Origin of the sequence: Pedobacter namyangjuensis, from assembly GCF_003313325.1 — a bacterium.
GTDB lineage: Bacteria > Bacteroidota > Bacteroidia > Sphingobacteriales > Sphingobacteriaceae > Pedobacter > Pedobacter namyangjuensis.
In genome coordinates, this window is sequence record NZ_QMHQ01000001.1 from 443,187 (window position 1) to 462,867 (window position 19,681).

Annotated in this window: 18 protein-coding genes; 13 read left to right on the top strand and 5 right to left on the bottom strand. The window is 36.4% G+C overall.

The annotated features are described in order from the left end of the window. Positions 1-11: 11 nt before the first annotated feature. From DUT69_RS02100 to DUT69_RS02115, 4 genes are read left to right on the top strand one after another with little or no spacing between them, the layout of a single operon-like run. The gene (locus DUT69_RS02100; protein ID WP_205314199.1) at positions 12-386 is read left to right on the top strand and encodes a response regulator; all 375 of its coding nucleotides are present in this window, start codon (positions 12-14) and stop codon (positions 384-386) included. Further along, positions 386-1,210 carry a CheR family methyltransferase gene (locus tag DUT69_RS02105; protein WP_113651480.1) on the top strand — a complete coding sequence of 275 codons (825 nt, stop codon included), beginning with the start codon at positions 386-388 and terminating at the stop codon, positions 1,208-1,210. Before DUT69_RS02100 ends, DUT69_RS02105 begins: the two co-directional genes overlap by 1 nt. Then, on the top strand, positions 1,210-1,779 hold the full coding sequence (locus DUT69_RS02110) for a chemotaxis protein CheB (RefSeq protein ID WP_113651481.1): 570 nt from the start codon (positions 1,210-1,212) through the stop codon (positions 1,777-1,779). The genes DUT69_RS02105 and DUT69_RS02110 overlap by 1 nt, the downstream gene beginning before the upstream one ends. 5 nt (positions 1,780-1,784) lie before the next feature. Then, a complete protein-coding gene (locus tag DUT69_RS02115; RefSeq protein ID WP_113651482.1) occupies positions 1,785-2,147 on the top strand; it encodes a response regulator in 363 nt (120 codons plus the stop codon). A gap of 103 nt (positions 2,148-2,250) precedes the next feature. Here DUT69_RS02115 and DUT69_RS02120 read toward each other — a convergent pair whose 3' ends face one another. Together DUT69_RS02120 and DUT69_RS02125 are read right to left on the bottom strand one after the other, a co-directional pair. Beyond that, positions 2,251-4,677, bottom strand: coding sequence for an outer membrane beta-barrel family protein (locus DUT69_RS02120; RefSeq protein ID WP_113651483.1), 2,427 nt, complete (start codon positions 4,675-4,677; stop codon positions 2,251-2,253). A 257-nt stretch (positions 4,678-4,934) separates the two neighbouring features. After that, positions 4,935-6,608, bottom strand: coding sequence for a dipeptidyl-peptidase 3 family protein (locus DUT69_RS02125; RefSeq protein ID WP_113651484.1), 1,674 nt, complete (start codon positions 6,606-6,608; stop codon positions 4,935-4,937). Between the two features lie 112 nt (positions 6,609-6,720). On the opposite strand from DUT69_RS02125, the gene DUT69_RS02130 reads away from it, so the two are divergent. Together DUT69_RS02130 and DUT69_RS02135 are read left to right on the top strand one after the other, a co-directional pair. Continuing rightward, on the top strand, positions 6,721-7,551 hold the full coding sequence (locus DUT69_RS02130; RefSeq protein ID WP_113651485.1) for an N-acetylmuramoyl-L-alanine amidase: 831 nt from the start codon (positions 6,721-6,723) through the stop codon (positions 7,549-7,551). 2 nt (positions 7,552-7,553) lie between these two features. Further along, positions 7,554-8,084 (top strand): DUF922 domain-containing protein, encoded by a 531-nt coding sequence (locus DUT69_RS02135; protein ID WP_113651486.1) that lies wholly within the window; start codon positions 7,554-7,556, stop codon positions 8,082-8,084. A gap of 176 nt (positions 8,085-8,260) precedes the next feature. On the opposite strand, the gene DUT69_RS02140 is transcribed toward DUT69_RS02135, so the two are convergent. Continuing rightward, a complete protein-coding gene (locus DUT69_RS02140) occupies positions 8,261-10,525 on the bottom strand; it encodes a S41 family peptidase (RefSeq protein WP_113651487.1) in 2,265 nt (754 codons plus the stop codon). Between the two features lie 145 nt (positions 10,526-10,670). Then, positions 10,671-12,326: a glutamine--tRNA ligase/YqeY domain fusion protein gene (locus tag DUT69_RS02145; protein ID WP_113651488.1), complete on the bottom strand. Its 1,656-nt coding sequence runs from the start codon at positions 12,324-12,326 to the stop codon at positions 10,671-10,673. 120 nt (positions 12,327-12,446) lie between these two features. Between DUT69_RS02145 and DUT69_RS02150 the strand changes: the two genes are divergently transcribed. From DUT69_RS02150 to DUT69_RS02180, 7 genes are all read left to right on the top strand, one after another. Continuing rightward, on the top strand, positions 12,447-12,866 hold the full coding sequence (locus DUT69_RS02150) for a cobalamin B12-binding domain-containing protein (RefSeq protein WP_113652433.1): 420 nt from the start codon (positions 12,447-12,449) through the stop codon (positions 12,864-12,866). Between the two features lie 3 nt (positions 12,867-12,869). Further along, on the top strand, positions 12,870-13,646 hold the full coding sequence (locus tag DUT69_RS02155) for an enoyl-CoA hydratase/isomerase family protein (protein WP_113651489.1): 777 nt from the start codon (positions 12,870-12,872) through the stop codon (positions 13,644-13,646). A gap of 174 nt (positions 13,647-13,820) precedes the next feature. Beyond that, complete coding sequence (locus DUT69_RS02160; RefSeq protein WP_113652445.1) at positions 13,821-15,242, top strand: sigma-54-dependent transcriptional regulator; 1,422 nt, start codon at positions 13,821-13,823, stop codon at positions 15,240-15,242. Positions 15,243-15,320: 78 nt separating this feature from the next. After that, positions 15,321-16,373: an AI-2E family transporter gene (locus DUT69_RS02165; RefSeq protein WP_113651490.1), complete on the top strand. Its 1,053-nt coding sequence runs from the start codon at positions 15,321-15,323 to the stop codon at positions 16,371-16,373. A gap of 71 nt (positions 16,374-16,444) precedes the next feature. Then, positions 16,445-16,711 carry a YtxH domain-containing protein gene (locus DUT69_RS02170; protein WP_113651491.1) on the top strand — a complete coding sequence of 89 codons (267 nt, stop codon included), beginning with the start codon at positions 16,445-16,447 and terminating at the stop codon, positions 16,709-16,711. An 18-nt stretch (positions 16,712-16,729) separates the two neighbouring features. Continuing rightward, complete coding sequence (locus DUT69_RS02175) at positions 16,730-17,110, top strand: phage holin family protein (protein ID WP_113651492.1); 381 nt, start codon at positions 16,730-16,732, stop codon at positions 17,108-17,110. Beyond that, positions 17,097-17,531 carry a hypothetical protein gene (locus DUT69_RS02180; RefSeq protein ID WP_113651493.1) on the top strand — a complete coding sequence of 145 codons (435 nt, stop codon included), beginning with the start codon at positions 17,097-17,099 and terminating at the stop codon, positions 17,529-17,531. Before DUT69_RS02175 ends, DUT69_RS02180 begins: the two co-directional genes overlap by 14 nt. A gap of 107 nt (positions 17,532-17,638) precedes the next feature. Here the strand turns inward: DUT69_RS02180 and aspS are convergent, their stop codons facing one another. Further along, positions 17,639-19,384 carry an aspartate--tRNA ligase gene (gene aspS, locus DUT69_RS02185; RefSeq protein WP_113651494.1) on the bottom strand — a complete coding sequence of 582 codons (1,746 nt, stop codon included), beginning with the start codon at positions 19,382-19,384 and terminating at the stop codon, positions 17,639-17,641. Positions 19,385-19,681: the final 297 nt, after the last annotated feature.

Here is a 19,681-nt window from a genome sequence, read left to right on the forward strand (position 1 = left end):
TTTATAAATTTATGAGCATAAGCACAAAAAAAATTTTAATAATAGACGACGATAGCAGAAACATTTTTGCCTTAACAGCTGTGTTAAAAGCTAAGGGCTACAATTGTCTTTCGGCAGTTAGTGCGCAACAAGGATTGGATATCTTAAACACAGATCAAGAGATAGGAGTTGTACTAATGGATATGATGATGCCTGATATGGATGGCTACCAAGCAATTGCAAAGATGAAAGAAAACGAAGAGTTAAAAGAAGTGCCTGTTATTGCTGTAACTGCCCAGGCAATGGTGGGAGACAGGGAACGTTGCTTAAACGCAGGAGCCAATGGTTATGTTTCAAAACCTGTTAATGTAGATGAACTCATGTTACTGTTAAAGAATCATATCTAGTGCCGCATTTACTTTCCATAACAGACGATGAAGTTGAGATTTTGATCAATGATGTATTAGATCAATACGGTTACGACTTCACGGGATACTCCAGGGCATCACTTAAACGAAGATTGGTTAGAATTTATGCCTTAGATAAGCACGTTAGCTTTGCCGAGTATCGTTATAAAGTAATTAACGATCCAATATATTTTAAGCGGTTTGTAGAACAAATTACGGTAAATGTTACAGAAATGTTCAGAGACCCAAGCTTTTATAAAGCTCTACGGTATAAAGTACTGCCAAACCTAGGTACTTATCCGTTTATTAGAATTTGGTTGGCGGGTTGCTCTACTGGCGAAGAAGCTTTTTCTATGGCTATTGTATTAAAAGAACTAGGTTTATTGCACAAATCGCTTATTTATGCAACAGATATCAACCCTGTTGTGTTAGAAAAAGCGGCAGAAGGAATGTTCCCTTTAAGTCAAATGAAACAGTATTCAGAAAATTATATCGCCTCTGGCGGTCCAAAAGACTTTTCTTCTTACTATAGCGCCAACTATGCAATGGCTAAATTTGATCCGGAGCTACGGAAAAAAATGATTTTCTCTACACATAACCTTGTTTCAGATCACTCTTTCAACGAATTCCAGCTCATTTTATGCCGTAATGTATTAATTTATTTTGATAGAGATTTGCAGTTTAAAGTGTTGCAGTTGTTTGATAATAGTTTAGAGAGTTTAGGTTATTTGGCGCTAGGAACTAAAGAAACCACCGATTTCTCGCCTATAAGTAAAAATTATAAGCGTTTGGAGAGCGAAAAAATTTGGAGGAAAACAAGCTAATGGAAAATAAGACAGCATTAATCATCGGTGGCTCTGCCGGAAGCTTAGATGTACTTATTAGGGTTCTTCCAGATATTGATATAAACATTCAGTTTCCGATTGTAATTGTAGTGCACCGTAAACAGGGTACAGATTCTATTCTGTCTGACTTGTTAGCGACTAAAACTACGTTACGGGTAAAGGAATTAGAAGAAAAGGAAACCATTTTGGATGGATGTATTTACGTAGTACCTTCAGATTATCATTTGCTAATTGAAAAAGATTACACATTTTCGTTAGATTATTCTGAAAAAGTTAATTATTCAAGGCCATCAATTGATGTCACCTTTCAATCGGCGGCGGATATTTATAAAGATAGATTGGTCTGCTTATTGCTTTCTGGTTCTAATGCCGATGGTGTTAACGGGTTAATTATGGTAAAAAAAATGGGTGGTAAAGCATGGGTTCAAGATCCCGAGAGTGCACAAGTGTCATACATGCCGGCACAAGCAATTTTAAAAGCCAACATAGACAAGGTTTTAAAGATTGAAGAAATGGCAGGTTATATTAATGCCTTAACGAGTTATTAAGCAATATGAATAAGAAGATTTTTATTTTCGACGACAATACGGATATTTTAGATCTATGTACACTGATTTTGGAAGATGCTGGCTATGAAATTAAAACCTCGGCTACATCTAATAATATAGTCGATCAGGTATCGGCATATATGCCAGATTTAATTTTTATGGATAATTGGTTGCCAGATGTTGGCGGTATAGATGCTACGCAGTCCATTAAAGCAGATCCATCTTTAAAACATATTCCAGTTATCTATTTTTCTGCTAATAACGATGTTAAAGCTTTAGCAGAAACTGCGGGTGCAGATACTTATTTGCCGAAGCCTTTTGATATTCAAGAGTTAGAGGATGTGGTTAGTCGTTATCTAAACAATTAGATGATTCATTTTAAGGTAAAAGCCCGTTCAAAATTCGAACAGGCTTTTTTAAGTTTAGGCTTACTTCTAAATATTGGGTAGGAAAAAATGCTGATAAATTAGATTAATTCTTCATTCTGCCTTGTTCACTTTCTGTACCTGTAGAGCGTCTGCGAGCCGGTTTAATTTCATTCTTGCCAAAGCGATAAGAGAAGCTAATTCTGCCTAGTTGTGTATCGTTCTTTTGGTATAAATCGTATTTTAAACCTGGATACGCACTTGTAATGTTTGATTCGTTTGTGTTAAAAACATCGCTCATGGCAATTTTTAAACTTGCTTTTTTGTTAAACAGCGATTTGCTCAGTCCCATATCAACATAATATCTGCTTCCAATGCTTAACGTACCATAATCAATTGGCGATTCGTAGCTGCCGCTCAGTTCGGCGGTAAATCCACTTACAATTACAAAGGTGTTTTGCATTTTATATTGAAATGAGGTTTTCCCAGTTTTCAGGTTTTGTCCAGCTAAATCTGGCGCTTCAAAACTTAGGTGAAAAACGTTTAAATTGTTATTCATATCCCACCATTTAGTCGGTTTTAAAGGGATGTTTAAATTTGCGCCGTAGGTAATGTTTTTGGCCAAATTTGCATTGGTTTGGTATAATGCTTTTTGTTGCTCGTTTGGTAATAAAACTTCGGTAATTACATCGTTAACTCTACTATAATTTACAGATAATAGGTATTTCTGCATAAAGGTGTAAGAAACCTCAAAATTATGTGTGTACTGCGGGTTTAAGAAAGGATTTCCTTGGTTGTAGGTATATTCATCTAAATAGTAAACAAAAGGATTTAAAGCGTCGTAACTCGGTCTGTCTATTCTACGGCTGTAAGAAAATCCGACTTGGTTATTTTTAGATAAGGTTTGTTGTACAAAAAGCGTTGGAAAAAAATCCCAATAACTTCTTTCAACAATGTTATTAGTTGTGATTAAATTGCCGGTAGAGTTTGTTTGCTCTACCCTTAAACCTAATTGTACACTCGTACTTTTAAACTGTTTATTAACATTAGTATAAGCTGCATTTACATTCTCATCGTAAACAAACTGGTTGCTGCGGCGAACATCGTTTTGCCAAACGTTGTTTACAATTTCTTCTGCTCTTAAGTTATTATCGGTTTTAACCCAACTACTTTTTATTCCGGCTTCTAACTTTATGGTTTTACTTAAAGCTACATTATAATCAACTTTAAAAGCTTTTATATCTATCTCGGTAGGAGTGGTATTTCTTATAATATTAAGCGGTCTAATTCTATTTCCGTTCGCAAAGCGATAGTCATTCTCGTACCTAGCAATATCGGTTCCGCTAAATCTAGAATAATCTAAATCTGCAGACAATTCAGAACCGGCACTGTCAAGAATAGATTTGTAGTTTACGTTGTAAGATAAATTATTGTATTTATTGGTTTGATAAGAATTAGAATTTAGTGTAGAATCTATTTGAGTAAATGAATTACCAATTAACGTGTTGTTTTCGGTGTTTTCAATTCCGTTATTTAAGTAGCCATTAACTAAAAAACCGATGGTGTTTTTTTTATCAATAAAATAATCTAAACCTGCTTTGAAATTATTGTTTTGACGTTTTCTGCGAGACTCGCCCACTTGCATAAAATAGGTATCTGGATTACCGTTGGAGATACGATCTATTTCTAAAATGTTTGTATTTCTAAAATTACCGTAAGTGTAATTTCCGAACACGTTAAGTTTATCGGTTCTGTGGTTAAGATTTAGGCCGGCATTACCTCTAAAATTCTTTCCCTGCGCTGCGGTTAGTGTAACACTGCCATTTGTACCACCGTTTTTATTTTTCTTCGTTTTAATATTGATGATGCCAGAATTACCCGCCGCTGGATATTTAGATGAAGGATTTGTAATCAACTCTATTGTTTCTAACTCAGAAGCCTGCATGTTTCTTAATAAGTTAGCTACGTCGGCATTGCTCATATAGGTTTGTTTACCATCTAACATAACCAAAACACCTGTTTTGCCTTGCATAGAAATATTATCGTTTTGATCTACCGTTACACCTGGAGCCTTTTGCAAAAGCTCTAAAGCGGTAGAACCCACTGCAATACTGCTGTTTTCCACGTTCATTACCAATTTATCGGTTTTACGTTCGATAAGCGGTTTTGTAGCGGTAATATTTACGGTATTTAAAGTTTTTCCTTCAATTTTTAATTTAATGTAGGCTAAGGTTAAAGTTGGGTTGCTTTCGTTTAAGGTAAACATACTGCCTTTGTGAGCAAAATACCCCATCATATTTGCTTTGATAAAATAAGTGCCGTAACTAACGTTGGTAAATTGAAACTTTCCATTTGGCTCTGTCATGGCGGTTTTAACCAATGTAGAATCCGAAGTTCTAAAAAGACCTACTGTAGCATAGTCTACCGGTTTGTTTTGCTCATCTAAAACCATTCCGGCTACAGTTCCTTGTTTTGCTGCAAAAGCGACATTCGTTAATAGAATTGCGATTAATAAAAAGTAAATAGTTCTCATCTGTTGTTTGTTTGGTTTAAAAAATAGGGCATAAAAATTCCACAGCGCATAAGCGCTAGTTTTTCAACAGCCATAAATTTCATTTTAGTTTTGGGCCGAAAATGGCCTTTTGTTTAGTTTGTCTTTTATAGACGAGAAGAATTGCCTAAAGGTTACAAGAAATTTTACTTTTTGTTTAAATGTTTGTTACGTGTAAACTAAAAAGCCTGCTTAGGTTGTTTCTAAGCAGGCTTTTATTGATTTCGCAATGCGAAAATTTATTTCATTCCAAGTACATCAACGCCTTGTTCAAAAACAATATCAACCGGAATTCCCTTTTTACCCAATCTGTCTAAATCAGATTGTAAGGTGGCAGAGATAATTCCCTTTTCTTTTTGTACTTTTTCCACTGCAGCTTTATCGCCATTACCTTGTAAGGTTAAAATAACATCGCTTAAACCGTTCATTGCAGTAGCAAATTTCTCAAAGTTTACTTTGTAAGTTCCGTTTGCCGAACGCTCAAAAGCACCTTGATCTGCAAAATAATTAAAGCACTGCATGTTAGCTTTACCATGTGCACTAGATGCGCCAAAACGAACCGAACGTAAAATTCCGGCCATAAATGTGGTGTAATAATCTTTGATGTCGCCGGTTAGTTCTCCCTTTTTAAGTAAGCCGGTAACCATGTACAAACCTAAAATATCGGCCTTGCCTTCCTCTAACCAAGAGTATTGCTCTTTTAGCGCAGAGCGAACTGTTCCTTTTCCGGTAACGGTGTTTTTAATGCCTAAACCGTGAGCAACCTCATGAAACATTACGTTAGAGAAAAACGCATCGAACTTAATGTATTGTTGCTGGTCTTTGTCAATCAATTCTTTTGAAATTGGAACTAAAATCTTATCAAATTTAGCTTTCATGGCATTTTTCAACTGCGAGCGTCGAGTGCCTTTCTTCTGCTGGATAACTTCGTCGTTAGGTAGGTTAACGGCAATCGTTTTAGATCCTGCATTACAATCGCCAGCGTAATAAACCACATCATACGCATTTAATTCAGAATCTGTTCCCGGTACTTCTTTTTTGTATTTTGCAGCAACAGGTAAGCCTTTTTGTAACTCTGGCAACATAGCAACATATTTTGCCAAGCGCTTGCTCCAAACTTTATCTTTAACTAAAACATAAGATTCGAACGATGCACGAGCGTTAAAAAGTTTATCCTCGTAATTTTCAATTGGGCCGATTATAATATCCAATCCATTAGTTTTCATATCTAACCAAGCGTAGTCACTTGCCGTGTAATCGTCGGTAACTAAAGCATCAGCTCTTAGGTTAAGGTATTTTTTAAAACTCTCATCGTCTGTTAACAATGCAGCTTGTTTTAAAAGGCTGCTTGCTTTTTGTAATTCTGTAGCAAAAATAACATGATACGGAACAGAGATTAGTTTGTCTTTTTCGGTTCTAATTACCGAGTACAGTCCGAATTTGTCTTTAACATCAGATTTCTCTAATGCCTCTTTTGTCATCCCGGCAGGGTAAAACGTACCGCCCTCAGTTTTAGCGCCAATACCAGTAACAAAAGGTTTGTCTCCGTTCAACCTATCCCAAGGACCGTAATTAATTAAAACAAATTGTTTAGTTTTTTCGTCTTTTATAGTGCTTAAAAGGCTATCGCGTTGCGGATAAACTTGCTTCCAGAAAAGCTCATCCATTATTTTGGCAGCTTCAATTAATAAAGGCAAAACTTTGCGTTCGCTAGCTGTTAGTTCGTTTAAATTGGTGGTAAGTTTTACTTTTTCGTAAATAGCTAAGCGCTGGTCTACGTAATCTTGCAAGCTGTCTGGAGTTTTAGTACTTGCTTTTTTATCGTCGGTATTACTTGGGTTTGAGCAGGCAAACAAACATCCCACAAGGGAGAAAGCTAGCAAAAGCCCCTTAGTTGTATTTAATTTTTTCATTAGTTAAAAAAATGTTTTTCAATTTGTATCAATCCACTAAATTAGCAAAAAATATAAGCATGCATAGTAATTATGCTGTGCGTCTATCTAACTCCAAAATCACCAGCTATTTATGAAAAATTTGTTTACTAAAAGTATATACCTATTTGCGCTCTGTTTTGTTTTTGTAGGATGTAAAACCAGCAAATATGCCACCACAGATAAAGTATATAAGAAAATGGCCGAGGGATTTGCCAATACCATTAAAGCTTTTCCGCCAGAAGGGCAACAAGTAGATTCTTTAAACAACGAGCAATATTTTGTTGGTACGGTTAATATGGGCATTCGTAAGCCGAATTTTGTAATGATACACCATACTGCTCAAGACTCTCTAGCGCAAACCATAAAAACATTTACGATTGCCAGAACTGGTGTAAGCTCGCACTATGTGGTTAGCAGAGATGGTAAAGTTGTGCAAATGGTTAACGATTATTTGCGGGCACAGCATGCAGGAGCAGGCAAGTGGGGCAATGAAACTGATATGAACTCTGCTTCTATTGGTATAGAAATGGATAATAATGGTACAACCGATAAGTGGACAGAAGCGCAAATTGTGAGTTTATGCAAGTTGCTAGCTACATTAAAAAAGAAATACAACATACCAACGGCCAATTTTATCGGCCACTCAGATTATGCACCGGGCAGAAAAAATGATCCTAAAAACTTTCCTTGGAAGGTTTTGGCTAAAAAAGGTTTCGGTTATTGGTACGATGATGTTTTGCAAATGCCACCTAAAGATTTTGATACAACCGTAGCCTTAAGAATTATGGGTTACAATGTTGCCAAAAATTTGGATTATGCGATTGAAGCTTTTAAAATCCACTTTGTGCAAACAGATATTTCTAGAAAGCTGACGGAAACCGATAAGTTGATTTTGTACAATTTGTACAAAAAATATATGTAAGGATGAGAAGGCTTATTTTAACGCTTCTTCTAGGTTTTGTATCCTGCTTATCAATTGCACAGGAGCGACCAATTTTAGATTGGAAATTTTTTAAAAACGATAGGCCAGCTGAGGGTAAGTATCAAGCTTTTACTTGGACGATTTTATCCTACAAATATAATTTCATTAAAAGTAATCAAGAGCAGATGAATATCAGGTTTGTTGTTACTTCGAAGGCAGATACTGCACAGTCTTATTTTGAATCTGCTAGAAGATTAAAGAATGATACTTTGCTATTAAAACATGAGCAAGGCCATGCCGATATCGTTTACATTTACGCAGTAAAACTGAAGCAAATTTTCGAACAAACACCATTTTATAAAAGCAATTATAAAACCGAAATTGATGGAATTTTTAAGGTAGTTTTTGCGAAGATGCGGGCAGAGCAGGCAAGATATGACCTAGAAACCAACCATAGCAAAATCCGATCGGAACAAAAGAAGTGGAACGACTATTTTGAAGAGACGATTAAGGGTTTTTCGTCTTCGCAATAATCTTATCGCTTGGTAGAAAAAGGCCTCATCGTAAACATATTCAAATTAACGTCTTTCCCCCGCAAGTGAATGCTAATGCGAATCAAAAGCATAAAATAATGGCATTACGACACCCAGTTAAGCTGAGCATAACGATTGTACAGAAAATCTTTTGGTTTTCAGCTCATAGAAAACGATTACTTATTAGCCTCGGCAATAGCTCTTTCTAGTATCTCGTCTCTACCCTCGCTAATTCCTTTTGCAGTTTGCTCAACATATATGTTCGGTAAAATGCCAATCCCATGATGCTGAGAACCGTCATGTTTTAAAACTTTCATCCCGGTAAAGCGAAAACTGTAACCACCAGGTAAGCTAACCGAATTTACATTGCCATTTGTGCCAGCCGTTGGTTGACCGATTATAGTTGCAAGTTTGTAATGCTCTATAAAGCTCATAAAGCTTTCAGCCGCACTTATGGCTTGCCCATCTATTAAGAAAAATATTTTTGCATTTAAGTGCGGAGATTTCGGCTTTACGCCCCAATTTAAGTTTTCATAACCTGCTATATTTTCTTGATCTGGATAGATGATTTTTGGAATCTGCATCCACTTAGAAGATGTATCTTTTCTCGTCATTAAATACTGAATAAATAGAGCATTTTCATTAGAGCGACCTCTTAAGTCGCAAATAATAGCTTTGCTTTTTTGAAGCAATGGTAACGCCGCATCAATCGTTTTCATATCAGCATTGCTGATGCTTATATAAGTAATATCATTTCCAAGAGATTTTATGGTGTCTTGCTTAGGTAGTAATGGATGATAATCGCTATCGAAAATGTTTCTGGTCATTTTGAACTCCTGACCATTTTCTATCGTTATGCTAAGTGGTGTGTCTTTTTCCCCAATCAGAGATTCAGTTTTTGATCTGTGTTTTAGATACCCTTCTGTAGCTGCGGAAATGGTTTCGTTTATCTTTTTAAAATGGGTAGCCACGTCTAGCCCATTTATTTTTTTAACCACGTCTCCCTTTTTTAAACTTAGCTTACTATCCAGTACTGATGTAATCAGCAAATCCTTTCCAACCCATTTCCACGCAATTGGAGGCATGTAGAAATTCTTGTTTTCTGGGTACGATGAATGGATATGACCATCCTTTAGCTTTGCCGTTAGTTTAGTAAGCACGTTAAAATAAGCATCGGCATCTTTAGTTTTATAACTTTCGTGTAACGCTTGTTTTAAATCCTGATTCCAGTCTGTTTTGGCAACATCGAAATAAGGATAAAAATGTTGAAACACATTCCATATATTTATTATGTTTCCTAATTTGAAATAAGAATCGGAAGTTTTAAAAGTGTAGTTTGTATCATTTATTTTTGACAAAAACGAAGTGGTTTTTAAACTGTCTGGGATTGGATAGGTATTTTTCTTTGTCCCATAAAGTGCTAATGGAAAGACAACTTTTAAATTATTTCCAATGTGTTTTTCAGCATATTCGCCAAATTTCGGATGCTCTTTAAATAAATTAAGTTCTACCGAATCGGGTTGGTTTGCCAAATTTGGAGATTCTAAAAGGAGAAATTTGTTACCACTTTCTTCTTTGATCGTGAATGTATACTTTGAGCCGATAATTGAGGATCTTCCTGCAAAAAAATTGATGGACGTTGGGTTTTTATCTAAAGTGTCACTCTCAAAATTTGTACTGTAAATCTCTCTTCCATCTATTTTCAAAGAAATATCATCTACAGCGTACTTCCCGGAATTAACAATGTTGGGGCCAAATGTTATTGCCGTTGCGTCTTGATCAATTCTTCCTTCGATTGAAAATGTGTTCCACGTTTTGTTATTAGCTTCCTCCTTCCAGTTGTTTTTAAAAAAACCAAATTGTTTATTTCGTTTTGTAACAACGAACGAGAATGAACCCTCTCCCTCTCCGCTTATTAATTTTGAACGATAAGTAAGTTTAAAGTTCTTGTCTGGTATAACTGTTGTGTCTGTAATTGATTTATAAGCATTTGCCCTGCCTAAGAAAATCTTCGGTTTGAACACGGTCGTTCTATTTGTTCTAGCACTTTGATAGAGTGCTCTTTTATCGCCAGCAGTACCCACGCCCAAATGTTGCCAACTTACCACATCATAACCTTTTAAACTTTTTGGCGTAAGTAAGTTTGCATCAAATTTATAGTTTTCAGTGTGGCCTAAGATTTTAACACCAGGCATTAGCTCGCTAACTAAACTATTTAAGGTGTTTTTTAGTTCTGCGTCATTTTTACAGTTTTCTACTTTTTGGGCACCATAAATAGCAAATTTATCCCAATCAATTTTCGTAGCATCATCTCCAGGATAAAAGTATTTTAAGTAACCGTAAACCTTTGCGAAAGCATATTCATTATCTATTTGTTGCTGGGTTTGAGCGTAGGCACCAAAAGAAAAAAGGAGAAGTAAAAGAGATATAATTTGTTTCATGGCTTTTTTTACTAATGTAGTAAGTATCAGCCAATGGAAATGTTAATAAATGCTAAAGCCTCTAATTTTCAGAGATCTTTCGCTTTGTCGCGGAAGAACCCTAAAATAATAGAGGCTTTTTATAATTCGCTTTAAATATCCGCTTTTAGCTTTTCGGCTTCCAAGCTTCTTTTAATCCAACGGTTCTGTTAAAGATTAAATTTTCTGGAGTTGAGTCTTTATCTAAACTGAAATATCCTTTACGTATAAACTGATAACCCAAGTTCTGCGTAGCGTTAACTAAAGAAGGCTCTATATAAGCTTTCGAAATTACTTCCATACTATTCGGGTTTAAGTAATCTTTAAAGTCGCCTTCCTCCGAATCTGGAGATTCTACACTAAAAAGTCTGTCGTACAAACGAACTTCTGCAGTTTTAGCATGTTGGGCGCTCACCCAATGGATGGTTCCTTTCACGTTAATTCCGCTGGTGTCTTCGCCACTTTTAGACTCTGGAATGTAAGTACAATAAACTTCGGTTATGTTTCCGTTTTCGTCTTTTTTATAGTCTGTACACTGCACAATGTAAGCGTGCTTTAATCTAACGGTAGCTCCAGGAGCCAATCTGAACCATTTTTTAGCCGGTTCTTCCATGAAGTCTTCTCGCTCTATCCAAAGTTCATTGCTAAATGGAATTTCACGTGTGCCACCTTTATCTTCAGCTTCTGGATTGTTCTCTCCAATTAATGTTTCTTCACCTTTAGTGTAGTTGGTAATAATTAATTTAATTGGATCTAAAACAGCCATCACTCTGTGCGCTCTTTTATTTAAATCTTCGCGAATGCAAAACTCTAATAAGCTTAATTCGATTAGGTTTTCTCTTTTGGCAATGCCTATACGCTCACAAAATTCTTTAATGCTTTCTGGCGTGTATCCTCGTCTGCGCAAACCACTTATGGTAGGCATTCTTGGGTCGTCCCAACCGCTTACCAGGTTTTCGTTTACCAATTGCATTAGCTTGCGCTTGCTCATTACCGTATAGGTAAGATTTAAACGTGCGAATTCGTATTGTTTAGAAGGGAATATCCCTAATTTTTCTATAAACCAATCGTATAATTCGCGGTGCGAAACATATTCTAAAGTACAAATAGAGTGCGTGATGTTTTCGATGCTATCGCTTTGTCCGTGGGCAAAATCATACATTGGGTAAATGCACCAAGCATCGCCAGTACGGTGGTGGTGTGCGTGTTTAATACGATAGATAATCGGGTCTCGCATTAGCATATTCGGACTAGCCAGATCGATTTTAGCACGTAGTGTGCAAGCGCCGTCAGGTAGTTCGCCGTTTTTCATGCTTGCAAATAAAGCCAGGTTTTCTGCAATACTGCGATCTCTGTAAGCGCTAGGTTTACCTGCCTCCGTAGGTGTGCCTTTTTGCGTTGCAATTTCTTCGGCTGTGCTATGATCTACGTATGCTAAGCCATCTTCAATCAGTTTTACTGCAAAACCATGTAGTTGATCGAAATAATCTGAAGCATAAAGCTCGTTTTTCCACTCAAAACCTAACCAACTAATATCTTCCTGCTGGCTGTTTACGTATTCTGTTTTTTCAGTTACCGGGTTGGTATCGTCAAAACGTAGGTTTGTGTAACCGCCATATTTTTGGGTTAAGCCAAAATTTAGGCAAATAGCTTTGGCATGGCCAATATGTAAATAACCATTAGGTTCTGGCGGAAAACGTGTTACCAATGTTTTGGTTTTTCCGCTTTGCAAATCATTCTCTATTAGTTCTTCAATAAAGTTTAATGATTTTTCTTCACTCATATCAATCGTAATTTTGAATTTCAAAGTTAGTAAAATGGATGTATTTTAAGCTTGTTTTTTAGTTGGTTGGTTAATAAAACGGCTAAAATTTTTACATTTACAGATACTATACAATCAAATATGAACAAAACACTAAACAGGCCGATAAGGGTTTTGGTAGCGAAAGTAGGTTTAGATGGGCATGATCGTGGTGCAAAAGTAATTGCAACATCTTTACGAGACGCCGGTATGGAAGTAATTTACACGGGTTTACGGCAAACGCCAGAAATGGTGGTTAACACCGCTTTGCAAGAAGACGTAGATGCTATCGGAATTTCCATTCTCTCTGGAGCGCACATGACTGTTTTCCCAAAAATTGTAAACATTATGAAAGAAAAAGGCCTAACAGATGTTTTGTTAACGGGGGGTGGTATTATTCCAGATCCTGATATAATAAAACTGCAAGAGATTGGTGTAGGAGGATTATTCCCGCCAGGAACGCCTATGGCAAGTATAGTTTCGTACATAGAAAATTGGGTAGTAGAAAACAGAAATTTTTAAGCAATGGAATATCAAAACATTATAGCCGAAGTAAAAGAGCAAATTTTTTACATCACCATAAACAGAGCAGAAAAACTTAATGCTTTAAACAAAGCTGTTTTGCAAGAGTTGGCAAGTGCAATTTCTTATGCTTCGCAAAGCGATGAAATTAGAGCTGTATTAATTACAGGTGCGGGAGAGAAAGCTTTTGTAGCGGGTGCTGATATAGCTGAGTTTCAGAATTATAATTTAGAGGAAGGTAAAGCGCTAGCAAAAGATGGCCAAGCTAATGTTTTTGATGCTATTGCAAATTGCCCAAAACCAGTTATAGCAGCGGTTAACGGCTTTGCACTGGGTGGCGGCTTAGAGTTGGCCATGGCTTGCCACATTCGTATTGCTAGCGAAAATGCGAAGTTAGGTTTGCCCGAGGTTACTTTAGGATTAATACCAGGGTATGGTGGTACGCAACGATTAACGGAGTTGGTTGGAAAAGGACGTGCGATTGAAATGATAACCACTGCCGATATGATTACAGCTCAAAAAGCAGCAGAAATTGGTTTGGTTAACGAAGTTGTTGCGCAAAGCGAGCTGATTGAAAAAGCAGTCTCTATTTTAAATAAGATAAAATTGCGTGCGCCATTGGCAATAACTAGTGCGCTAAAGTCCATTAATGCAGCAGGCAAAGAAAATGGTTTCGAAATAGAGATCCAAGAGTTTGCCAACTGTTTCCAAACGGAAGATTTTAAAGAGGGAGTTAGCGCATTTTTAGAAAAACGCAAGGCCGAGTTTAAAGGCAAGTAAAAGTGTTTTTAACTATAAGTTATATTTGTGCTATTATTAGTTAATTGTTTATCTCAAAGGAAAATAGCGACGTAAAATTCATAAAAATGGATAAAAATTTTCGAAAAAAGATGTAGAAAATATTTCCCATCGCAATATTTTTATATATTTACTTTGACTATTTGAATGACGCAAATGAAGAAGATACTAATTGTTGATGATGAGATAAACATAGGTTTGCTTTTATCAAAATTTTTAACCAGAAACTCGTACATCGTAGAAACTACCACTAGTGGAAGCGCTGCTTTGGACATTTTATCGAAGCAAGCTTTTGATTTAGTATTGTGCGATTACCGACTGGAAGATACCGACGGTAAGGAGATGCTGATTAAAATTAAAGAGAACTATCCAAGAACTGGTGTAATTATTATTACCGGTTATTCTGATATTAAATTAGCGGTAGAATTAATTAAGCTAGGTGCTTATGACTATATCACTAAGCCATTATACCCAGATGAGATTTTAAATACCATAAATAAGGCAATTGAAATGCAGATTGTCTTAAACGAAACTGAATCTGAACCGGTAGTAAGTGGCAAAAAAGATAAAACAACTCGTCCGGTACAAGCAGAAACAGGCGAATTTGTTGTGGGGCAGAGCGCTGCATCTAGAGATTTGATGAAACAAATTATGCTTGTTGCACCAACCTCTTACAGTGTAATTTTAACAGGCGAAAGTGGTACGGGTAAAGAGTCTGTGGCGCAAACCATCCACCTAAACAGCCCTAGAAAAGACAAGCCTTTTGTAGCGATGGATTGCGGTTCATTAACAAAAGAATTAGCGGGTAGCGAATTTTTTGGGCATGAGAAAGGATCTTTTACTGGAGCTTTATACACTAAAATTGGCCATTTTGAAATGGCAAATGGTGGTACATTGTTTTTAGATGAGGTGGGTAACCTTTCTTATGAAATCCAAGCTGCATTGTTAAGAACCGTTCAAGAGAGAAAAATTAAACGTATCGGTAGTACAAAAGAGATTGACCTAGACGTTCGTATAATCGTAGCTACAAACGAAAATTTAGGAGACTCTATCCAAAAAGGTAGATTCAGAGAAGATTTATACCACAGGTTTAACGAGTTCTCTATCCATTTGCCACCAGTGCACCAACGTGGTAGAGATATAATGGTATTCGCAAATACTTTTTTAGCAGTTGCTAATGAAGAACTGAATAGAAACGTAGTAGGTTTTTCTCCAGAAGTTGAAGAGTGTTTTCTTACCTATAATTGGCCAGGAAACGTTCGTGAGTTAAAAAACGTAGTAAGAAGAGCTACACTTTTAACCGAAACGGATGAGATACAACTTAAAGCTTTACCACTTGAAATTTCTACTTACGCCAAAGCTACAGCAATCGAAAATGCGGTAGAAAATACCATTGTAAGGTCTGCAACAGCTAACAAACCCCGAGATTTGAAAAATGCAGCACTTGAAGCCGAGTACGAGGCAATTTTAAATGTACTTAGAGAAGTAAACTTCAATAAGACTAAAGCAGCTAAAATTTTAAATATAGATCGTAAAACGCTTTATAATAAAATGAAAGCCATTGATTTAGACAGCTAGTAGAAATAATAAAAACTAAAAGCCTCCAAACAAATTGGGGGCTTTTGTTATTTAATAAACATACATCTAAACGCCGTTATGTCTATTTTCAGTTACAAACAACGCAATAATATCACCTTGGTAATTATAATTGCTTTGGGTTGTTTAATCGCTTATTCCCTAATGGGGATATTTGGTTCGCTGTTAAGTACTTTGGTTCTATACACTATTTTAAGGCCAGGCTATATTTACCTTACCGAAACCAGAAATTGGAATAGAAGGCTTGCCGCTATCCTAATACTTTTTCTTTCGATAATTATACTCATTCTTCCATTTTATGCCTTAAGTAGCATGGTTATAGAAAAAATAACCGAACTAAAGAACGACCATATTTACTTTAAAAACGTGCTCTATAAACTGCAACATCTTATACCGGTTGATGGAGAAATACAACAGATTATAGAAGATGGTTTAAAAAGCGTTGGTGCTTGGGCAACAGGATTATTTCCGTCATTAATTTCGGGTGTTTTTAATATTGTACTCGGTTTATTGCTAATGTACTTTTTACTCTACTTTATGCTAGTAGAACGAGAAGCATTTGAGAATGCAATGGTAAAGTATGCACCATTTAGGGAACAAAATGCCATCCGCTTTGCCGAAGAAATGAGAAATACTACCTATGCAAATGTAGTGGGGCAGGGTTTTATAGCCATTGTGCAGGGAGGCTTGCTTAGTTTGGCATTTTATGTTCTGGGTTATAAGGATCCGTTGTTTTGGGGCGTGATAACGGCTTTTATCTCATTGGTGCCCTTGCTAGGTCCGCCGGTAGTATTTGTACCTGCCGCCATTTTACAATTTGCCGATGGCAATAATTTTGCAGCTTGGGGTATGCTAATCTTTGGCTTTGTAGTAATTATAAATATAGACAATGTACTTAGGTTCATGATTGCGAAAAAAGTTGGCAACATTCATCCGGTAATTACCGTAATTGGCGTGGTTATTGGTATTCCTTTATTTGGTATTTTGGGGTTGGTCTTTGGTCCATTATTGTTATCTTACTTCTTCTTGTTAATAAAGATCTACGAAACGAGCTCAATGGCGTCAGAAAGATTAGAAAGAATTAAAACAATTCAAGAACAAGAAGGGTTGTAAATGTAATAATGGCTTAACAACTGGCTCTTATATTTGAAATAAACATTGTTAAACATAAAAAATTAATTATCATGAACGATAACTCAAAAGTTGTAGTAGCATTATTAGCTGGTTTAGCTGCAGGAGCGGCATTAGGTTTATTGTTTGCGCCAGAAAAAGGTTCAGACACACGCGATAAATTAAGTGAATCGTTGAAAGATTTTGGTGATTCTATTAAAGATAGAGCGGCTGATGAAATTAACAATTTAGCTGGCTTAAAAGATAAAGTTGTAGATTCTATTAAGACAAAGTTACGTGGTGTAGAAGAAGAGTTTTCTTCGGAAGTTGAACACAGTTAAATAGTAATAAAATAAGCTATGGAAGAAAACAAAGTAAAAGATATTGAAGATTTATACCAAGACGCAAAAGATTACATTGATACTCGAATAGAATATACTCGATTATCTTTAGTAGAAAAAGGCGCAAAAATTATTGCCGATCTTATTACTAATACAACGGTGGTAATTGGTTTTGTTCTTGCATTTTTGTTTGCGTCGTTTACGCTTGCACTTTACCTTTCTGATGTATTTAGTAGTTACACAAAGGGCTTTGGATGTGTTGCGGGTATTTATTTGTTGTTATCTATCATTGTTTTCTTAACCAAAGACAGATATATAGAGAAAGTACTGGTAAATTTATTTATTAGAAAGTACTTCGAAAAGGTTGCTGACAAAGACGAAGAAGATGAACAGAAATAGAAACATACGTACATTGGACGAACTGCACCTTGAAGTACAGCTGCTAAAGGCTGATTACAAGAATAAAGGTGTGTTGCTTACTGAAGATGCTAAAACGTATGTTAAACAATTTACGTTAGCTAATCTTTTTAAAAAATATGCTACACCAAGCGGATTTTTAAAGCTTGATGAAAAAACGCACATCAGTAGCAAAATAATGTCTATTGCTTTGCCTATGCTTTTAAACAGCACGGTTTTTAGAGGTTCTGGAATGATAACAAAGGCGCTTGGAGCTTTAGTTTCTGGTAAGGTAGGTAAATCTTTAGATGCCGAAAGCCTATCGGGAATTTTTAACATGGCCAAATCTTTGTTTACCAAAAAAACTAAAAAGAAAGATGCGTTTATAGATTATGGCATACCGCCAGATAGCGAAACATATTAACGAAAAATGCCACAGTGAGAGCTGTGGCATTTTTTGTTGATATTAATTTTTGCACTTTCATTGCGAGGAGATGGTGTTCTGCTTCTTTCCTCTCAACGAAGGATTTTCTATAAATCTGTTTTAATCTTTAACTCTTTTAGTTGCTTATCGTCAATTGTGCTCGGACTATCAATCATTACATCTCTACCAGAGTTGTTTTTAGGGAAGGCAATTACATCTCTAATTGACTCTAAACCTGCAAAAATTGAACACAACCTGTCGAAACCGAAAGCAATACCACCATGTGGAGGTGCGCCAAACTCGAAAGCATCTAACAAAAAGCCGAATTGTTTTTGTGCCTCTTCTGGGCTAAAGCCCAAATGCTTAAACATTAATGATTGTAAATTTCTATCGTGGATACGAATAGAGCCACCGCCAATTTCTGTTCCGTTAACCACCATATCGTAGGCGTTTGCACGTACATTTTTAGGGTCGGTATCAAGCAAAGCGATATCTTCTGGCTTAGGCGAAGTAAACGGATGGTGCATTGCATGGTAGCGCTCGGTTTCTTCATCCCACTCTAACAAAGGAAAGTCTAATACCCAGAGTGCAGCAAACTTATCTTTGTCTCTCAAACCTAAACGTGTTCCCATTTCTAAACGCAATTCGCTTAATTGTTTACGAACTTTGTCGGTTCCGCCAGCCATTACCAAAACTAAATCGCCTGGTTCGGTTTGGCAAGCTGCAGACCATTTTGCCAATTCTTCTTCGTTATAAAATTTATCTACAGAAGATTTTAACGAACCATCTTCATTGTGGCGTAGATAAATTAAGCCTGTTGCACCAACTTGCGGGCGTTTGATGAAGTCTGTTAGCTCATCTAACTGCTTACGGGTGTAGTGTGCGCAACCTTTTGCATTAATAGCAATTACTAATTCTGCATTATCAAAAACCGCAAAGTCTTTACCTTTAACAATGTCATTCATTTCCACAAACTTCATCTCAAAACGCGTATCTGGTTTGTCAGAACCATAAAATTTCATGGCATCTGCATATTGCATACGTGGTACTTGAGGCAAATCGTAGTTCCTAACTTCCTTAAAAAGTGTACGAATTAAGCCTTCGAAAGTGTTTAAGATATCTTCTTGTTCTATAAAAGACATTTCACAGTCAATCTGCGTAAATTCTGGTTGTCTATCCGCACGTAAATCTTCATCTCTAAAACATTTTACAATCTGAAAATAACGGTCGAAACCAGAAACCATTAACAATTGCTTAAATGTTTGTGGCGATTGAGGTAAGGCATAAAACTCACCTGCGTTCATTCGGCTTGGTACCACAAAATCTCTTGCACCTTCTGGTGTAGATTTAATTAGAACCGGAGTTTCTACCTCGATAAAATCCAACCCATCTAAATAACGACGCGTAGATTGAGCCATTTTATGACGTAAAACCAAGTTGTTTCTAACCGGATTACGACGTAAATCAAGGTAACGATATTTCATTCTTAGATCATCGCCACCATCTGTTTTATCTTCAATCAAAAACGGAGGAAGTTTTGCAGCGTTTAAAATCTCAAGTTCAGTAACTTTAATTTCAACTTCGCCGGTAGGCATTTCTAAGTTTTTGTTCGATCTTTCTACCACAACACCGCTAACTTTAATTACAAACTCGCGACCAAGGTTACGAGCGCTTTCGCATAATGTTGCGTTATCATTCATGTTAAAAACTAACTGAGTAATGCCATAACGGTCGCGAATGTCTATAAAAGTCATTCCGCCTAAGTCTCTAGAATTCTGCATCCATCCGCAGAGTGTTACGTTTTCTCCTAAATTTTGAAGTGTTAAAGCACCGCAAGTAGTTGTTCTTAACATGTTTAAATTATATTTTGAGCCGCAAAAATACCGATTTTGTTTTAATAAGCATACAGTTTTAGTATTAAGTATTAAGCGTGGAATTTCAGCAAGTGTTTTTCGCTCTTTAGTCTTTTTTCATTTTAGCACAAACCTTTGTTATCTAAACCCGATGGTACGAAAAGCCCCGTTTATCGGGCTTGTAGGTACAGCGGGACTTAAATTAAAAAAAGCTTCTGCTCTTGCTTTACGGCTAAATTTCCTAAAGGGGCCTTGCCTGTAAGTGTTCAGTTTAGCAAGCTTTTTTATAAAGTCGCC

Excerpts from the sequence above, each read along its gene's own strand:
- DUT69_RS02100 (WP_205314199.1), top strand. The coding sequence starts at position 12 with ATGAGCATAAGCACAAAAAAAATTTTAATAATAGACGACGATAGCAGA.
- DUT69_RS02110 (WP_113651481.1), top strand. The coding sequence starts at position 1,210 with ATGGAAAATAAGACAGCATTAATCATCGGTGGCTCTGCCGGAAGCTTA.
- DUT69_RS02115 (WP_113651482.1), top strand. The coding sequence starts at position 1,785 with ATGAATAAGAAGATTTTTATTTTCGACGACAATACGGATATTTTAGAT.
- DUT69_RS02120 (WP_113651483.1), bottom strand. The coding sequence starts at position 4,677 with ATGAGAACTATTTACTTTTTATTAATCGCAATTCTATTAACGAATGTC.
- DUT69_RS02125 (WP_113651484.1), bottom strand. The coding sequence starts at position 6,608 with ATGAAAAAATTAAATACAACTAAGGGGCTTTTGCTAGCTTTCTCCCTT.
- DUT69_RS02130 (WP_113651485.1), top strand. The coding sequence starts at position 6,721 with ATGAAAAATTTGTTTACTAAAAGTATATACCTATTTGCGCTCTGTTTT.
- DUT69_RS02135 (WP_113651486.1), top strand. The coding sequence starts at position 7,554 with ATGAGAAGGCTTATTTTAACGCTTCTTCTAGGTTTTGTATCCTGCTTA.
- DUT69_RS02140 (WP_113651487.1), bottom strand. The coding sequence starts at position 10,525 with ATGAAACAAATTATATCTCTTTTACTTCTCCTTTTTTCTTTTGGTGCC.
- DUT69_RS02145 (WP_113651488.1), bottom strand. The coding sequence starts at position 12,326 with ATGAGTGAAGAAAAATCATTAAACTTTATTGAAGAACTAATAGAGAAT.
- DUT69_RS02150 (WP_113652433.1), top strand. The coding sequence starts at position 12,447 with ATGAACAAAACACTAAACAGGCCGATAAGGGTTTTGGTAGCGAAAGTA.
- DUT69_RS02155 (WP_113651489.1), top strand. The coding sequence starts at position 12,870 with ATGGAATATCAAAACATTATAGCCGAAGTAAAAGAGCAAATTTTTTAC.
- DUT69_RS02160 (WP_113652445.1), top strand. The coding sequence starts at position 13,821 with ATGAAGAAGATACTAATTGTTGATGATGAGATAAACATAGGTTTGCTT.
- DUT69_RS02165 (WP_113651490.1), top strand. The coding sequence starts at position 15,321 with ATGTCTATTTTCAGTTACAAACAACGCAATAATATCACCTTGGTAATT.
- DUT69_RS02170 (WP_113651491.1), top strand. The coding sequence starts at position 16,445 with ATGAACGATAACTCAAAAGTTGTAGTAGCATTATTAGCTGGTTTAGCT.
- DUT69_RS02175 (WP_113651492.1), top strand. The coding sequence starts at position 16,730 with ATGGAAGAAAACAAAGTAAAAGATATTGAAGATTTATACCAAGACGCA.
- DUT69_RS02180 (WP_113651493.1), top strand. The coding sequence starts at position 17,097 with ATGAACAGAAATAGAAACATACGTACATTGGACGAACTGCACCTTGAA.
- aspS (WP_113651494.1), bottom strand. The coding sequence starts at position 19,384 with ATGTTAAGAACAACTACTTGCGGTGCTTTAACACTTCAAAATTTAGGA.